At 68.5% G+C, this 16,284-nt stretch carries 17 protein-coding genes; 5 read left to right on the top strand and 12 right to left on the bottom strand.

Going from position 1 to position 16,284, the window contains the following annotated elements:
* A complete protein-coding gene (locus KLK06_RS09845) occupies window positions 1-2,097 on the bottom strand; it encodes a flotillin family protein (RefSeq protein ID WP_214635041.1) in 2,097 nt (698 codons plus the stop codon).
* Window positions 2,097-2,651, bottom strand: a complete 555-nt coding sequence (locus KLK06_RS09840; protein WP_214635040.1) for a YqiJ family protein — start codon at window positions 2,649-2,651, stop codon at window positions 2,097-2,099. The genes KLK06_RS09845 and KLK06_RS09840 overlap by 1 nt, the downstream gene beginning before the upstream one ends.
* Before the next feature lie 202 nt (window positions 2,652-2,853).
* On the opposite strand from KLK06_RS09840, the gene KLK06_RS09835 reads away from it, so the two are divergent.
* On the top strand, window positions 2,854-3,708 hold the full coding sequence (locus KLK06_RS09835) for an NADP-dependent oxidoreductase (RefSeq protein WP_308168185.1): 855 nt from the start codon (window positions 2,854-2,856) through the stop codon (window positions 3,706-3,708).
* Window positions 3,709-3,723: 15 nt separating this feature from the next.
* On the opposite strand, the gene KLK06_RS09830 is transcribed toward KLK06_RS09835, so the two are convergent.
* Window positions 3,724-4,644 (bottom strand): aminoglycoside phosphotransferase family protein, encoded by a 921-nt coding sequence (locus KLK06_RS09830; RefSeq protein WP_374197107.1) that lies wholly within the window; start codon window positions 4,642-4,644, stop codon window positions 3,724-3,726.
* Window positions 4,645-4,702: 58 nt separating this feature from the next.
* On the opposite strand from KLK06_RS09830, the gene KLK06_RS09825 reads away from it, so the two are divergent.
* Window positions 4,703-4,954: a hypothetical protein gene (locus KLK06_RS09825; RefSeq protein WP_214635039.1), complete on the top strand. Its 252-nt coding sequence runs from the start codon at window positions 4,703-4,705 to the stop codon at window positions 4,952-4,954.
* 2 nt (window positions 4,955-4,956) lie between these two features.
* Window positions 4,957-5,379 carry a hypothetical protein gene (locus KLK06_RS09820; protein ID WP_214635038.1) on the top strand — a complete coding sequence of 141 codons (423 nt, stop codon included), beginning with the start codon at window positions 4,957-4,959 and terminating at the stop codon, window positions 5,377-5,379.
* Window positions 5,380-5,651: 272 nt separating this feature from the next.
* On the opposite strand, the gene KLK06_RS09815 is transcribed toward KLK06_RS09820, so the two are convergent.
* The 7 genes from KLK06_RS09815 to KLK06_RS09790 all read right to left on the bottom strand — a co-directional run bounded on the left by KLK06_RS09815 (window position 5,652) and on the right by KLK06_RS09790 (window position 13,749).
* The gene (locus KLK06_RS09815; protein WP_214635037.1) at window positions 5,652-7,724 is read right to left on the bottom strand and encodes a DUF4132 domain-containing protein; all 2,073 of its coding nucleotides are present in this window, start codon (window positions 7,722-7,724) and stop codon (window positions 5,652-5,654) included.
* 14 nt (window positions 7,725-7,738) lie between these two features.
* Window positions 7,739-10,114: a DUF4132 domain-containing protein gene (locus KLK06_RS09810; protein ID WP_214635036.1), complete on the bottom strand. Its 2,376-nt coding sequence runs from the start codon at window positions 10,112-10,114 to the stop codon at window positions 7,739-7,741.
* Between the two features lies 1 nt (window position 10,115).
* Window positions 10,116-10,241: a hypothetical protein gene (locus KLK06_RS61365; protein WP_284734944.1), complete on the bottom strand. Its 126-nt coding sequence runs from the start codon at window positions 10,239-10,241 to the stop codon at window positions 10,116-10,118.
* Window positions 10,242-10,339: 98 nt separating this feature from the next.
* Entirely contained in the window at window positions 10,340-11,587 is a 1,248-nt protein-coding gene (locus KLK06_RS09805; RefSeq protein ID WP_214635035.1) for a hypothetical protein, read from the bottom strand.
* A 90-nt stretch (window positions 11,588-11,677) separates the two neighbouring features.
* On the bottom strand, window positions 11,678-12,262 hold the full coding sequence (locus KLK06_RS09800) for a DUF1707 domain-containing protein (RefSeq protein ID WP_214635034.1): 585 nt from the start codon (window positions 12,260-12,262) through the stop codon (window positions 11,678-11,680).
* 86 nt (window positions 12,263-12,348) lie between these two features.
* Window positions 12,349-13,227 carry a 1,4-dihydroxy-2-naphthoyl-CoA synthase gene (locus KLK06_RS09795; protein WP_214635033.1) on the bottom strand — a complete coding sequence of 293 codons (879 nt, stop codon included), beginning with the start codon at window positions 13,225-13,227 and terminating at the stop codon, window positions 12,349-12,351.
* Between the two features lie 9 nt (window positions 13,228-13,236).
* Complete coding sequence (locus KLK06_RS09790; protein ID WP_214635032.1) at window positions 13,237-13,749, bottom strand: PadR family transcriptional regulator; 513 nt, start codon at window positions 13,747-13,749, stop codon at window positions 13,237-13,239.
* A 76-nt stretch (window positions 13,750-13,825) separates the two neighbouring features.
* On the opposite strand from KLK06_RS09790, the gene KLK06_RS09785 reads away from it, so the two are divergent.
* On the top strand, window positions 13,826-14,404 hold the full coding sequence (locus tag KLK06_RS09785; RefSeq protein ID WP_214635031.1) for a hypothetical protein: 579 nt from the start codon (window positions 13,826-13,828) through the stop codon (window positions 14,402-14,404).
* Between the two features lie 39 nt (window positions 14,405-14,443).
* Here KLK06_RS09785 and KLK06_RS09780 read toward each other — a convergent pair whose 3' ends face one another.
* Window positions 14,444-14,776 (bottom strand): helix-turn-helix transcriptional regulator, encoded by a 333-nt coding sequence (locus KLK06_RS09780; protein ID WP_214635030.1) that lies wholly within the window; start codon window positions 14,774-14,776, stop codon window positions 14,444-14,446.
* 87 nt (window positions 14,777-14,863) lie between these two features.
* Here KLK06_RS09780 and KLK06_RS09775 point away from each other — a divergent pair, with 87 nt between their 5' ends.
* A complete protein-coding gene (locus KLK06_RS09775; RefSeq protein ID WP_214635029.1) occupies window positions 14,864-15,034 on the top strand; it encodes a DUF3073 domain-containing protein in 171 nt (56 codons plus the stop codon).
* On the opposite strand, the gene KLK06_RS09770 is transcribed toward KLK06_RS09775, so the two are convergent.
* Entirely contained in the window at window positions 14,997-16,283 is a 1,287-nt protein-coding gene (locus KLK06_RS09770) for a cytochrome P450 (protein WP_214635028.1), read from the bottom strand. The two genes, KLK06_RS09775 and KLK06_RS09770, sit on opposite strands and share 38 nt — an antisense overlap.
* Window position 16,284 lies beyond the last annotated feature (1 nt).

Raw genomic sequence — 16,284 nt, 5'->3', positions numbered from 1 at the left:
TCAGACCTTCGCGGCGGTGAGCGCGGCCACCGGGGAGTCGGCCACGCCCAGGCGGCGGGCCGTCTCCAGGAGCTCGCTCAACGGGACCGAGTCGGGCCCGCCGTTCTGGATGAGCCGCATCAGCAGCGCCGACACGGTCAGGTTCTTCAGGTCCTCGGTGCTCACCCCGCCGACCAGCGCGCTGAGGTCACCCGCGAGACTGGCCGACCCGTTGAGGTACGGCGCCGCCAGCGAGCCCGCGACCTGCGAGTGCTCCACGAACCCGTCCACCACCTTGCCCGCGGTGATCGAGCCCACCACCTTGTCGAAGAACATCGTGTCGCCGCCGACGATGTCGATGTTCGCCTTGGCCAGGCCGGCGGCCAGCACACTGGCCTGCGACTCCGCCACCTGCCGGGTGACGTCGATCTGCTTGAGGCGTACCTCCGTGTCGGCCTCCAGCCGCAGGCGGTACTCCTCGTGCGCCCGGCTCGCGTCGTCGAGCGCGGCCATCGCGGCCGCCTTCTCGGTCAGACCCTCGGCCTCGGCCTTGAGCTTCTCGCCCACCGCCGTCGCGGCGGCCAGGGCCATCGCCTGCTCGCCTTCGGCCCGCGCCTTGAGCCGGTCGCCCTCGACCGTGGCCATGGACCTGGCGCCCTCCGCCTCGGCCCGCAGCTTCTCGGCCAGGGCCACCGCCTCCGCGCGGCCGACCTTCTCGATCGCCTCCGCGTCGCGCTCCCTGACCTGGACCTCGGCCAGCCCGGCAGCCGCCGACTCGGCCTGCACGCCTTCGGCCAGCCTGATCTTGGCCCGGGTGTCCAGCTCGGCGGCCTGCTGCCTGGACTCGGCGAGCGTCAGCTCCTCACGGGCCTTGAACTTCGACGCGGTCTCGGCGGCCTCGGCCGCCTTGATGTCCTTGACCAGGTTCTCCTGCGCCTCGGCCTCGGCGGCGATGATCACGACCTGGCGGGTGCGCTCGGCCTCCTCGACCACGCGCAGCCGCTTGATGCTCTCCTCCTGCTCGGCCACCGTCTTGTCGACGGCGATCCGCTCGCGCACCACCTCGGCGATCAACCGCTTCTCGGTCTCGACCTCTTTGTCCTTGGAGATACGCGACAGCTCGGTCTCCCGCTCGCGGGCGATGACCTCCAGCATGCGGTCCTTCTCGATCCGCTCGGTCTCGATCGCGATCACCCGCTCGCGGTTCTTCTCCGCGACGGCGACCTCGCGGGCCCGGTTCTCGTGCTGGACGCCGAGCTGCTCGTCGGTCTTGATGTTGGCGGACTGCGACTTCAGCCGCTCCTCGGCCGCCACCCGGGCGATCTCCGCCTCCTCGCGGGCCTTCATGGTCTCGATCTCCCGATGCTGCTTGATCTCGGCGTCGGCCTGCCGGCGCTGCAGCTCAAGGATCGCCTCGCGGGCGTCCACGTTCTGGCGGGTGATCTCCTTCTCTTCGCTGCGCTGGAACTCGTTGGTCCGTACGTGCTCGATCGCGGTCAGTTCGGTGATCTTGCGGATGCCCTGGGCGTCGAGGATGTTGCTCTTGTCCAGCGCGGTCAGCGAGGTCTGCTCCAGGTAGTCGATGGCCGCGTCCTCCAGGCTGTAGCCGTTGAGGTCGGTGCCGATGAGCCGGACGATCTGGTCGCGGAACTCATCACGCTTGGTGTACAGATCCACGAAGTCGAGCTGCTTGCCGGCGGTCTTGAGCGCCTCGGAGAACTTCGCGCTGAACAGCTCCTGCAACGTCGACTCGTCGCTGGCCCGTACGGTGCCGATGGCCTGGGCGACCTTGATGACGTCCTCGGCCGTCTTGTTGACGCGTACGAAGAATGTGATCTTGATGTCGGCCCTGATGTTGTCCTGGCAGATCAGCCCCTCGCGACCGGTCCGCTCGATCTCGATGGTCTTCACCGAGATGTCCATGATCTCGGCCTTGTGAAAGACGGGGAGCACCGTGGCCCCGGTGAACGTCACGTCGACCTTGTTGACCTTCGAGATGATCAGCGCCTTGCCCTGCTCGACCTTCCGGAAAAGGCGGCTGATGACGGCAAGCAGGCCGATCACGATGACCAGCACGACGGCCAGGAATAAGCCGAATCCAGTGGAGATGACGTCCATCAGTGCTCGCTTTCGTAAGGCATGACCCAGAAGAATTCGCCGTTGGCGTCGTATTCGAAGATGAGCGCGTTGTCGCCGCGCGCGAGCCGATCCTGGCCGGTTGTCCTGACCTGGACGACCGCAGAGGAGCCGTCGGACGCGGTGACTTCGGCCTGGCCGAAGTCGGCGCCTGCGTGGCCGGTCCGGATCACGCACATCCGGCCGACGAAGTCACCGCGTGACGGGCGCCGCGCGTCGGGGAACAGCCGGCGCAGCGGAATGAGCAGACCCCGCATGCCCAACCAGGCCCCGAGCAGGGCAAGGATGGGTACGGCCAGCAGCGCGCCCCCGTGCGCCACCTGGCTGCCGATCAGGGTGAGCAGCCAGGCCAGTGCGATCAGCAGCGACAGCGCGATCCCGGCGGGCACTCCGCCCAGCCCCAGCCAGGGCGCCTCGCCGTCTTCGAAGTCGAAAAGACCGGATATGACAATGAACCAGTAGCCGGCGACCACGACGAGAAGGAAGGTGAATACCACTGTCGGGAAGCTCAACGCGACATGTAAGAACTCGGTCATCAGACCCCGGTTACCCCGCCCCCTGCTGTGCCCCCGTCGGACTATATACAGATAAAGCCGGACTAAAGCTGAAAGTTCCCGAACTGCGATCTGGCTTGACCTCAAGTGCGGTCGGGGATGCAGGGTCGGCGGTATGACCAGCGGAAATTTCATGAAAGCGGCGGCGTTTGCCGAGTTCGGGGGACCTGAGGTGCTTCGCCGGATGTCCCGACCCCTGCCGGAGGCAGGGCCGGGACAGGTTCGGGTGCGGATCAAGGCCGCCGGGGTTCAGCCCTTCGACGCCGCGGTACGTGCCGGGTGGACGCCGCCCGGTTTGACGGACCCGTTGCCGCGGGTCCCCGGCAACGAGTTCGCGGGCGTGGTCGACCAGGTGGGTCCGGACGTGACTCTGGGTGTGGGGGAGGAGGTGCTCGGATTCTCCCTGCTGAACAGCTACGCCGAGTACATCGTGGTCCCCGCCACCGACGTGACGCCCAAGCCGCCGGGTGTTCCCTGGGAGGTGGCGGGTGCGCTGACCGCCGCGGTGCAGACCGCCGAGATCGCCATCGACCAGCTGAACCCGGCCGCCGGTGACACGCTCCTCATCCACGGCGCGGCCGGAGCGGTCGGCGGGGTCGCCGTCCAGATCGCCGTTGGCAGGGGCGCCACGGTGATCGGGACCGCTCGCGAGGAGAACCACGCCTACCTGCGCGACCTCGGCGCGATCCCGGTCGTGTACGGGGAGGGTCTCGCCGCCCGGGTACGAGCGCTCGCGCCGGGCGGGGTGGACATGGCTCTCGACGGAGCGGGCGGCGCGGCGCTGGACGTCTCGCTGGAGCTGGTTTCGGACCCTGGCCGCGTTGTCACGCTGGTCGAGCATGGCAAGGCGGCCGGGCTGGGGGTCATGACCACGCGGGGTGTCCGTACGGCTGAGCGTCTTGGCCGGTATGCGGCGCTTTATGCGAAGGGGGAGCTGAAGTTCTTGATCCGCCGGACGTACCGGCTGGAGGAGGCGGCGGACGCGCACCGCGAGATCGAGACGGGCCACGGTCGCGGCAAGCTCGCCCTCCTCATCTGACCCCGGTGATTTGTCCTACAGGCGGTGGTGGACCGCCTCGGCCACGGCGAGTTGGATCTCGTGGAGCTCCCGCTCGCCCCGTGCCACGTCCCAGAGTGAATTCTGCAGCACCCGGCCGAGCGTCCACCCCGCAGCCCGCTGCCGCTCCAGCCCGAGCCCATCCACCATGAAGTCGAACCGCCGCAACACCGCCCGCCGCACATCCCCCGTCGCCACGGCCTCCTCCCACCGGTTGTGCAGCGCGGGCAACAGGTCGAACCCGGGGTCCCCGGCGAGCGGCTTGGGATCGATGGCCAGCCACGGCTCGCGTTCCCCGGCCAGTACGTTGTCGTAGTGCAGGTCCCAGTGCAGCAACCGATCGCCCGGCTCATCCACGAGCTCGCGCACCGCCCCCGCGCAGACCCGTAACCAGTCCCGATCCCGCTCCCTGCGCAAGGCCGCCACCGCATCGGGAACCCCGCCGAGCATGTCACCCGCGATATCCCCCAGCCGCCGCATCCCCTCGGGAGCGGGCAGCGCCACCAGCCGCCGGAGCAACTCGGTGAGGATCCCGAGCGCCTTCATGACATCGGGTTCGGACGACAACGGGCGCCCGGCGTCGAGCCGTTCGAGCAGCAGAGTGCCGGTGGCAGGGTCCTCGTCGAGCAGCAACACCGACCCGCCACCCGCCCAGGCCCGCAGGCCCGGCCCCTCGCCGGCGTTCTCGTGGCTCACGGGCTGCAACTTGAGCGCCGCCCGCGTGCCATCGGCCCGCACCACGGGCAGCACCAGCGACACCATCCCGTGCGCGGGCCCGCCATCGAGACGCAGCTCCCATCGCTCGAGATACCGCTCCGCCAGCGCGGGCAACCCCGCCGACCAGGCACGCCCGGCCTCTCCATCGTGCTTCACGTGAAACTCGGTCAAAGCGTCAGGCACAACGATCTCCACCCACACAGTCTGCCGCAGGCACACCCATTCCCCGGCAACGTATGCAGTTGTTACACTCAATCGTATGCAGACGAAGGACAAGCGAACCAGCTTCTCCCACACCGAGGACGTCGGCAGGCAACTCAAGCAAGCCGCAGCCGCCCACGGCGTCACCGTCTCCACCTACATAGACGAGGCCGTCGCCGAGAAACTCGACCGTGATCGCAGAATGGCGGCCTGGCGCGAGCTCGTCGGCTATGACCTCAACGACGCCCCCATGGACACGCTCACCCGCGTCCGCGCCATGTTCGACCGTATCGAGGAGAGCCACCGATAGCCGTGCGCTTCCTGGACACCGGCCTGGTCCTCGACCACGCCGCCCTCACCGACTGGCTCGCCAAAGACATCGAGATCGAAGTGATCATCGGCGAAGCCGTCCGCCGTGGATACCCCATCGTCATCCCCACGATCGTCGCCGCCGAGGCCGCCCGCCAGGTCCGCACCGAACCCGCCCGCGAACGCCTGCAGGGCCTGCTGTACATGATCGCCCACCACGTCGACTCACTCGACACCGATGACGCCGTCACCGTCGGCTCGCTGGCGGCAGAACACGACGTCGCCTCACTGCCCGCCGCTCACACCGCACTCGCCGCATCACACCGCCGCACCGACGTAGGCAACGCCACCGACTGGCGCATCATCACCCGCGACGCGAGCCCCTACCAGCGGCTCTGCCCGGACGTCCCGGTCAACTGGCTTTGACGCCGAGCACTCCATCAGAGCCCAGCGGGAAACCACCCATCATCTGGTCCGGGGCAGGGCACGGGGGTGAGCCGCCGACGTTCCCAGGCTCCCGGGCGTCTATCAGCAACAGACGGGGGTCGATCGTCCGGGTGAGGCGGCCGCGGCGGCTGAAGACGTGCCGGCGTTCGCCTCTTGGTCTTGGGCGATGCGGCCGCGCAGCATGGTCGCCATGAGGATCATCGTTGAACCTCATGAGCACTTGAGGTCAAGATGTGGCGACATGACACACATCACAGCCGGATCTGGTGGGTGATCGAGGGGTCGGTGATGGCGGTGTCGTTCGCCAACAGGAAAGCCTTGCTGAGGATGAGTGCCAACCGGCCGTCCTCCTCGAAAGGGAGGAACAGCCCCGCGTGGGGGTCGACCGCGGAGACGATGCACAGGTAGGCGTCGTTGGGCTCCATCAGGATGTTCGCCGACCCCAGGTGGATCTTGTAGGTGCGCAGGTCACCCTGGACCACCAGGAAGCGGTCGGTCATGGCGCACCGGTCGGCGATGGCCGTTCGCCCGATCAACCGAGACAGCACGTCCCGGCGCACCTCGGCGGAAGGGGGCAGCGCCGCGAACGAGCCGGTCCGCCAGTAGTCCTGCAACCGGTCCGGCCCGCTGTCGGCCCACTGGGGATCGGTCGTGATCGAGGTGACGGCAACGAACAGGTCCACGTCCCGCATCGCCTCGCTGAACACCAGCGCCGGGACCTCCGTCAACGGCGCTTGGTGCCACCCGCCCTCGGCCAGCCGATGGAAGCGGAGCTGGTCGGTGACCGCGTAGCCCTCGTCGTACAGACCGTGATCCAGCGTCGCCCGCCACCGTCCGCCGGCCAGCAGCCGCTGGGCCTCCCCGTCGCCGCCGCCGTCCCACGGCCCCAGGAAGTTGGACTGCCAGCCGCGCTGCTTGAACAGCGCACGAAGTCTGCGGTAGTCCACCACGTGCCCGGCGAACCGGTTGGAGTAGGTCCCGGTCGCCTCCTCGGCGGGGGTGAGCAGGTAGATCTCGCGGAAGGCCTGCTTGTACGGCTGGCGCAGCTCTTTGCCCTGCACCACCTCCCGCCAGGCGCGCACCTCCTCCAGAGACGCGCGGGCCGGATGCCACAGCCGCACCGGCACGTCCGGCACGGTCAAGCCCAGCTCGCTGCGCCACACGCCGGGCGAGACCTCGAACTCCCAGATCAGCCGATCGGTGACCGGGCGACCCGCCAACTGCCGGTACGGCGGAGCCATCTCGCTGGTGTATCCGGCTTCCAGTGCCCTGACCAAGGTGGCCTGCTGCTGCAGGGTCTGCTTGGCCAGTTCGCGCAGCCGTTTGACCTCCTCGGGGTGCTCCCGCCTGGCCGCTGCTGGGACCGCTTTCAGCTTCTTGTCCCCGTGCCACCACGACAGCTCGACCTCGCCGTCGGTTGAGATCACCGCCGTGTGCGCGCCGACGGCCTGCCGTACCCGCCCGTCGGGCAGCCGGAACGCCACCTCCAGCCGGTTGACCAGGGCGGCCTCGATGCGCTTGAACATGCGGTCCAGTTGCTTGGGCACCCCGGCGTGCCGGGTGGTCTGGCGGGCGGCCCGCAGCGCGGAGATCGCCTCGGGGATCGGGTGATCCTCCACCGCGCGGGCGATCTCGAACAGCAGCCCTTGGGAGGGCAGGGTCTTGGCCTGGGTGGGTGCCACCGCGATCCCGCGCAGTAGCCTGTCCAACAGCTCGGGCAGCCAGGGCTCATCCCGGAAGAGCGCTAACCGTACGGCCCGGCCGATGGTCGCCTTTTCCCCGTCATCGAACGCCTTCTCCGCTTTGTAGGGAATCTCGCCGGCGTGGATCGCCGCGACGCGGGCCTCGGCCGCCTCCAAAGCCGTCCGGGCGAAGTTCAGGTAGCCGGGCAGGCCGCTGCGCCATTCGGTCACGCCGGGCAGCGGCGGGGCACCATAGGGCAGTGCCCTGACCGTCTCGGCGAACAGCGCCCGCAGCTCCACGTCCCACCCGAGCAGCACGCCCATCTCAGCGACCGCGATCGGCCCAAGCTCCTCGGCGAGCCGGGCGCTCACCTCTGCGTCCAAACCCGCGAGCCCTGCCGCCACCAGCATGGAGAAGGAGCCGCTCGGTCGTCTCTCGGCCCGCAACAGGAATCCGACCAGCTCGCGGGCCGGCTCGGTCAGCCGCTGCCTGGTCTGCTCGTCGATCGCGTATCGCGCCGATGTCGAGACCGGCGAGCCCAGCCCGACGCTCAGTTGGGAGGCGTTGGGCCAGTACGTGGGGTCATTCGCGGCCCCGGTGAGCAGATCGGACAGGCGCTGCGCTGGAGGGGAGAGGTGCATGCCGAGGGTCCCTGTCAGAGGTGGATCTGGCGGGTGATGGATGGGTCGGTGATGGTGGTGTCGGCGGCCAGGAGGAAGGCCTTGGACAGGATGATCGACAGCATGCCGCCATCCTCCTCGAAGGGCAGGAAGACCTGGTCGCCGGAGCCGCGGGGGACGATGCACAGATAGGCGTCGTTGGGTTCCATGAGGATGTTGCCCGAGCCGAGGTGGATCCGGTATGTGCGCAGGTCACCGCGGACACGCAGGAACCGCTCTTCCAGCGTGCAGTGGTCGGCGATGGTCAGGCGGGGCAGCAGCCGCGTCAGGGCGTCCCGGCGGACCTGGGCGGACTCGGTCAGATCGCCGAAACTGTAGGACTGCCAGTAGTCGCCGGTTCCGTTGGGGTCCAGCCCGGTGGAGGTGACGCCGACGGCCAGGTCGGCGTCGCGCAGCGCTTCCGACAGGATGAGCGGCGGCACCTCGGCCAGCAGGACTGTCTCGCCCTCGGAGGTGAAGCGGAGATCGCCGCTGACGCAGATGGAGGCGGTGCCGTAGTCGTCGCGTTCGTAGGAGTGCTCGTCCAGGTGGAAGTCCCAGGCGGCGGTCAGGCCGCCGGGCAGTTCCTTGGTGGCGGTGCACCATCCGGATCCTCCCGCGCCGTCCCAGTGGCCCAGGGTCATGCCGGTCCAGCCGCGGCTGGTGAGCAGCGCCTTGGCCTGGCCGTACCGGAGCAGGTGGTTGGAGAAACGGCGCGAATGGTCGCGCGTCTCCTCCTCGGCGGGGGTGAGCAGGTAGAGCTCGCGGAACGCCTGCTTGTACGGCTGGCGCAGACCGATCGCCATCAGGTGGTCGCGCCAAGCCCGAACCTCGTCCGCCGTGTGTGAGATGGGGTGCCACAGCAGGACAGGAGTGTCGGGGCGGGGCTGGATGCGACGTCCGGCCGGGTCGGTCAGCTCCCAGGCGCCGTCGACGCGGACGGGAAGCCCGGCCGGACCCTGGAGGATCTCCCAGATCAGGGTGCGGGCGAAGAAGCCGGTGACCGGGTGGTCCAGGTAGAACTCGCACACCTCGTGCCAGCGCCAGAGCCGCTCGGACGCCAGGGCGCGCTCGACGCGGAATCGTTCGGCCGGCATCGCCTTCTTCAGCTCCTTGGCCGTGGCCTTGAACTCGGCCAGCAGTCCGCGGTCGACGCTCTTGGGGATGGTCTTGCGGCCGTTGAAGGTGATCGTGCCGTTGACTGAGAGGGTGACCCCCTGCTCGGAGCGGGTGCCGTCCGGGCTCAGGCCGAAGGTGGGGACAGTACGTTCCAGCAGTTGTTCCGGAGACAGTCCCGTACGTACGGCTACCGCGTCCAGCATTCGGGTGACCTTGGCCAGGATGCTCTTCTTGCGCACCTTGGCCTGGACCCTGGCCAGCTGGGGCACCACCTCCAGCCCGCCGCGCCTGGACAGGGCTCCGAGTGCGGCGTTGGCCACCCGCTCGCTGCGTGAGTTCGGGCCGGACCCGCCCATCCCGGTGCCGGTGGCCACGGCCACGTCGCCCAGTAATCCGGCCACCCAGGGTTCGTCGATGAGCTCGCAGGTCCAGATCATCCCGCGCACAAGCTCTGCGGTGCGCTGCTGGAGATAGGTGATCTCGTCCCGGTAGGCGGTGTTCCAGAGACTCTCGCGGTAAGCCGGGATGCGGCCGAGGATCTCCCGGGACAGCGCGACGGCCTCGGGCGTGAGCAGCTCGCGTGCTTTCGCAGTCCACTTCGGCCCGGGATCGGGCGAGGTGGCGGTGACCCAATGCCTCAGGATCGGGAGCACCTCGGGGACCTCGAGCCGCTCGATGTACTCCCCGCGCACCAGGGCGGCGAAGCCGTCGCACTCGGGCACCAGGGCGCGGATGGCTTCGCCTGGCTCGCCGGTCGGGTGCTCGGACATGAGGATGTCCAGGGTGCGTTTTGCCGGCCAGAGGTGGGCGAAGGGCACCTGGTCCAGCTCCCGATGGGCCTGGCGGAGCTGAGGCAGCAGCAGTCCGAGCTCAGCCGCGGTCAGGCCCTTGATCGCGGAGATGGGGAGCTGGAGCAGGTAGCCGGGTTCCGGCGCGGCGAGGGTGGTCCGCCACAGCAGCTCGCGTTCGCGGGCGGTCCAGCCGATCTTGCGGCGGGTCAGTGACTCGAGCACCGCGAACGAGGGCATGCTGCCGTCAGTGGTGCGCAGGGCGAGCTGGGTCCACAGTGCCATGGCCCGCCACCCGGCCTCATCGACGGCCAGGGACGTCAGCCGGGAGTCGTCGGGATAGCGGTAGGGATGACCGCCGCCCTGCAAGGTCTCGTCGAACTGCCGGAACCGCTCCAGGGTGGCCGGATCGAGTTCGTCGAGCACGTGCCGGACCTCGGGCGGAAGGCCGTCGAGAACGCCCATGTCAGCCGCCGACCAGCGGGACGAGCTTGACGAAAGAGACGACGGGATGGGCGATCAGGCCGCGAAAATGGTGGGAGGGGGCAGCGTTGTATCGGGCCACCTCATCGCGAAACATCACCAACGCCATTGAAAACCCTGCCTCCGTACGAAGATCGGATAATGGCGTCATTCATAACAGCGGTGGCCGACAGAATCGCGATCACGGCTGCTGTTTCGGTCCCTTGTTCAGGGCTTGGCCGCGGAGCGGCGGCGCATGAGCAGGCCGCCGATGCCGGCCGCTGCCATCAGGGCGGTGCCCGTCAGCACGAACATGCGTCCGTCCGGACCGGCGTCGCCGCCCGCGCCCGTGTCGGCTCCCGCCTTCGGGGTTTTCGAGGTCTTGGAGGAGGTCTTGGCCTTGGGAGTCGAGCTCGGGGTCTCTTCGGGATCAGGAGTGGAGGAAGCCTTGCTGCCTGCGCCGATGGTGAGCGGGTACGTCTTCAGGGCGGAGGCGCTCTGGACCTCACACTCGATGGTGGGGACGGTCGGTGAGGTGCCGATGTTGATGGCCGCCGGCTTCACCGTCGCCGAGCCGGAATTCTTGGACGTTGTCTTCATATCGACGCTGGTGGGCAGCGTGATGGGGCCGCCTGCGGTGACGGTTCCCAGTTCGCCTACTCCGGTGGCGGAGGTCAGTTGGGAGAGGCCGGAGATCGAGGCGTAGGCGTACAGCTTGCTGCCCGCGGGGAGCCCGGTGGACGGGGCCTCGAGTTCGGAACCTGTCTCATAGGTGCCCGCCCAGCCGATGGAGAACTGTTCGCCGGTCTTGGGGGCGCTCGTCGGCATCGTGAGCGTGACCCGGATCTTGACGGTCTGGGGGGTGGCTTCCGTGCCGGTCTTGCACGAGTAGGTGACCAAGTCGCCAGTTCCGGTGTCGGTCCCGGTGCCTTGCCCGACCGTGACCACCACGCTCGTCGTGCTGGTCGTCGTGCACGAGGTCACGTCCGACGGCGCGCTGGCCAGGCTCAGCTTCAGGCTGCCCTGGTCGGTGGCCCCCTTGACCGTCACCTCGTCACCCGTGGTGGCGGTGACCGACACCGTGCTCGTCACCTGTCCGGCCAGTACGGACGTGGATCCGGTGGTGACGCTCGCCCCTGTCTTTTCGAGATCCGTGTGCGTCCCGCCGGTCACCGCGAGTTTCCCGGCGACGTGGACCTGGGTGGTGGTGTTCGGCGGCGTGCGCAGGGTGAGGGCGGGAATTCGCCACTTGACGTCGAACGTGCCGGTCGCCGTATCGGGCAGGGTGAGCGGGACGCTGAGCGACGTGTCGGTGAACGGGCCGCCTGTACAGGTGTAGGCCAGAGTGAGGGTCTTGTCGGCCAGGGCTTGGGCGGGAGACGGCAGGGCTAACGCGATCACCGCGCCGACGAGCCAGAGAGCGGACGCGTGCCTGACGAAGCGGCGCCACACCCTGGATGCCGGCAACTGTCTCATCCCCATCCCATGGCCGAGTCAAATGACGTACCAGAATTGCAGCCCATGGTCACGATTGGGTGGAGATAGGCAGTAAAGAGACCGGAATGCTCACCACCGCCAGCGCCAGAAGCGGTGCTGGTGCCGGACGAGCAGCCGACCGGCTCGCTGCTTGCCGCGGACCACGAAATGTCGCCCATATCCCGCGATCGGCGAGCTGGGGACACCCTGCACCTTGGAGGGGCTCGCGATCAGCTCGACGTTGTCGATGTCCACGGTGGCGCCGGGCGGCAGTATGAGCGTGGTGGAGCCCGCCCACACGTCCAGCTCGATCTCCACGACCTGATGGGCCATGACGGCATCGGTGAAGTCCAGCTTCACCGCCCCGGCCTTGGCCGACACCCGCAGGAGCCGGGGCACCACCCATTGGCCGCGCCGCTTGAGAGCAGCCGCCGTGGAGCGCAGTTCGCCGCTCTCCGGTGCCGATGCCGCCACCCGGCTCCCCGGCAGGTCGGCGACGAACGGCTCAGCCTCGCCGAACGTCCGGGCGCCGAGCACCCCGCTCAGCCGCTGCTCGAACTCCTCCATCGTCAGCCGCCCCTCGCTGACCGCCGTACGCAGCCTGCCCGCGACTCGCTCGCGATCCGCGTCGGACATCCGCGACTCTGGCGGCTGTGGGACTAAATCTCCGCTCACGCCGCAACTCTAGATAATCGGGGACGGATTTCCGCGCCATCGGTCGGTGAATCACGGCATGGGTCCCCAGAGCGGCGGCAAGCGGATCAGTAGTGCCAGGGAAACGGTGACCAGTCGGGAGAGCGCTTCTCCAGGAACGAGTCGCGCCCCTCTGCGGCCTCGTCCGTCATGTATGCCAGCCGCGTCGCCTCGCCCGCGAACACCTGCTGCCCCACCAGCCCGTCATCGATCATGTTGAAGGCATATTTCAACATCCGCTGAGCCGTAGGCGACTTGCCGTTGATCTTGCGGCTCCACTCCAGCGCCGTCTCCTCCAGCGCCGCATGGGGTACGACGGCGTTCACCATCCCCATCCGATGCGCGTCGGCCGCGGAATACGTATCGCCGAGGAAGAAGATCTCGCGGGCGAACTTCTGCCCGACCTGCCGGGCCAGGTACGCCGACCCGAAGCCGCCGTCGAAGCTGGCCACGTCGGCGTCCGTCTGCTTGAAGCGGGCGTGCTCCTCGCTGGCCAGCGTGAGGTCCGACACGACGTGCAGGCTGTGACCGCCGCCCGCGGCCCAGCCGGGCACCACGCAGATGACGATCTTGGGCATGAAGCGGATCAGCCGCTGCACCTCCAGGATGTGCAGCCGGCCGGTGGACGCCGAGCCGTCGGCGTACTGGTAGCCGTCCTTGCCCCTGATCCGCTGGTCGCCGCCCGAGCAGAAGGCCCAGCCGCCATCCTTGGGCGAGGGGCCGTTGCCGGTGAGCAGCACGCACCCCACGTCCGTGGTCTGCCTGGCGTGGTCGAGCGCGCGGTAGAGCTCGTCGACCGTCTGCGGCCGGAACGCGTTGCGCACCTCTGGGCGGTTGAAGGCGATCCGCACGGTGCCCTGGTCGACCGCCCGGTGATAAGTGATGTCGGTGAAGTCGAATCCCTCGACCACCTGCCACGCCTTCGGATCGAACAGTTCGGAGACCATGGGCCGAGCCTAACGGATCTGCTCCTCCGCCCATTCGGCCCACTGGCGCTGCGTGGTGGCCAGGCGCAGGCCGTACTCCAGCGCGATCCTCCCGTACACCGACAAGTTGTCCTGCCCGCTCTCCACGAAGCCCCGGATGCTCTCGATGTGTTCCAGTTGCTTGGCCATGATTTCGGCCTGCCGCCGCAGGTACTCCTTGGCCTGCCGCTGATCCACCTGGGCCAGGAAGAACACGCGCAGGAGCATGTCGCTGCGCGCGGCCCTGACCGGCTCCACCTCGGTGATCCAATGGCGTAGCTCGGCCAGGCCCGCGTCGGTGATCGCGTACTCCTTGCGGCCGCGCGGTCCCTCGGCTGACACGCTCACCAACCCGGCGTCGGCCAGCTTGCCGAGCTCGGCGTAGAGCTGGCTCTGCGTGGCCGGCCAGACGTTCGCGAGGGAGACATCGAATATCTTCATCAGGTCGTAGCCGCTCGCCGGTCCCTCGGAGAGCAGGCCGAGAACGGCGTGTCGAAGACTCATGTTCCTATATTGACATATCGACGCCGCAGCTTCTACCTTCGACATGTCTACATAGGAACGTCATGAGGAGCTCAAGATGCGCGGTCTGCTGGGATTCTCCCCCTGGATCCTCTACGCGATCATCGCCACCAGCGACGAGTGGCGCTGGGGCGCCATCACCGGTCTCGTCATCGCGCTGGTCCTCGTCGTCGTGGACCGCCGGTCGGGGCGGGCCTGGGACGAGATGGTGATCGAGTCGAGCGCCGCGGTGTTCTTCGCCTGCCTCACGGTGCTGTCGCTGGTCGATCCGCACTCGTTCCTCACTCCGTACGGCCCGGCGCTGGTCAACGTCTGGCTCGCGGGCACCGCCTGGGGCTCGCTGGCCATCCGCAAGCCGTTCACGCTCGGCATCGCGCGGACCATGGCGCCCAAGGAGGTCTGGGAGACCCCGGCCTTCTACCGGGTCAACGTGGTCATCACCACCGCCTGGGCGATCGCGTTCACCCTCGCCGCCGTCTCGCTGACGTTCGTGCTGTCCGCCGCGCCGCACGCGACCGCCGTGGTCATCGCCATCAAGGCGCTCTCGTTCGTCATCCCGGCCGTCTTCACCGCCCGCTACCCCAAGGTCATCGCGGCCCGCGTCCGCCGCGAGGCCGCTGCCACCGCCGACAAGTAGAAGTGCCCCCACCGTCGGCCGTCAGGTGACGCCCCTCGGTCAGGGGACCTCGGCGCGTAGTTCCGCGAGGAGTTCGCCCTGGTCGGCGAGCATGTCAGTCAGGATGCGGCGAGCGGCTCCGAGCAGGTCGGCCAGCTCGGGAGTGGCCAGCGTGTAGACGACGGTGCTGCCCTCGCGGATGGCGCTCACGATCCCGGCTCTTCGTAGCACCGCCAGTTGCTGGGAGAGGCTGGACGGCTCGATGTCGATCTGGGCCAGGAGTTCCCGGACGGGAAGCGGGCCTTCCTGAAGTAGCTCCAACACTCTGATGCGAGCGGGGTGGCCGAGTGTTCGGAAGAAATCGGCCTTGGCCTGGTTGACCTCCACGTGCATACTGCCAGACTAATCCAGCGCACTTGCATAATTCTTCAAGTCGTAACGTTGTTGGCTAGGATGACAGCGGGGACTAAGGGAGTAGCCATGGGCCGAGGAAGAGCCAAGGCGAAGCAGACGAAGGTCGCTCGCCAGCTTAAGTACACCGATCACAACATCGACTACGACCGGCTCCGCGAGGAGCTGGGCGCCGACTCGCCGCGTGACGAGATGCACCCGACTACGGCGTCCGAGCAGGAGTCCGAGCACGCGCGCTGACGCGTGTCAGCTTCGCAGGGGCAAGGGTGACGAGCTTGAGCCGCCTGGCCTCCGGCGCCGGATTCGGTGCGGAGAGCTCCAGGCGGTTCAGCACCTCTCGGAGGATGACGCGCATCTCCAGGAGGGCGAGCTGGGCCCCGACGCAGAAGCGTCGGCCGCCGCCGAAGGGCATCCACGCCTTGCCATGGGCATCCGCGCCGTCCAGGAAGCGTTCGGGCCTGAACTCCTCTGGTGATGGCCAGATCGACGGGTCCTGGTGGATGAGCGCGATGAGCGGTGCCGCGTACCATCCGGCGGGCACCTCATAGTCGCCCAGCCGGAGCGGGGCGTCGACCAGCCGGGGCGCCTCGAAGACGACCGGCCTGACGCGCAGCGCCTCCTTGACCACGGCGTCGAGATACTCCTCGTCGTGCGGCAGCCGGTCGAGGATGTCCGGGGTGCGCAGCAGTCGTTCGAACGCCCACGCCAGCCCGGTGGCCGTCGTCTCGTGACCGGCGATGAGCAGGGTGATCAGCTCGTCGCGCACCTCCTGGTCGCCGAGCTCGGTCTCCAGCAGCCTGCCCAGCACGTCGGTGCCGCCCGGCTCGGCGCGTCGCCGGCCGATCTCGTCGAACAGGATCTCGTCGACCGCCGCGCGTAACCGCAGGAACCGCCCGTACGGCGTGAACGGCAGCCGCCGCGTGGCCTCGCGCAGCCGTGGCGGCAGCAGCATCAAGGACGCCGAGCCGCCTACTTCGATCAGCTTCGGCAGCAGCACGCGCAGCCGGTCGAGCCGCTGGGCGTCGCGGATGCCGAAGATCAGCCGGATGATGACCTCCAGCGTGATCTCCTGCATGCGGTCGCGCAGCGCGAACGGCGTGCCGAGCGGCCAGGCCGCGATCTTCTCGGCGGCGATGGCGGCGATCTCGCCCTCGTACCCGGCGATCTGCTTGGCGCGTAGCGGCGGGGTGAGCAGTCGGCGGTGCCGCCACCACGGCTCGTCGTCCAGGGTGAGCAGCGAGTGCGCGCCGACCATCGGTTCGAGGAAGTCGCGCCGGACCCGGCCGGCCCGTCCGCCGCCCTGGTCGAGCTGGTAGACCTGCTCGGCCAGCTCGGGGGTGGTGACGTAGACCTCGGGCGGGAAGCCGAAGAAGCGCAGCGTGAAGATCGGCCCGTACTTGCGGTGGCACTTCTCGAAGGCGCCTACCGGGTCGGTCAGGAGCCAGGCGGTCTGGAGCAGTGCGGGGAGTTTCGGTCCAGGGGGGAGCATC

This window comes from Nonomuraea sp. NEAU-A123 (assembly GCF_018603905.1).
Classification (GTDB): Bacteria; Actinomycetota; Actinomycetes; order Streptosporangiales; family Streptosporangiaceae; genus Nonomuraea.
This window is presented reverse-complemented; position numbering and strand designations above follow the sequence as displayed.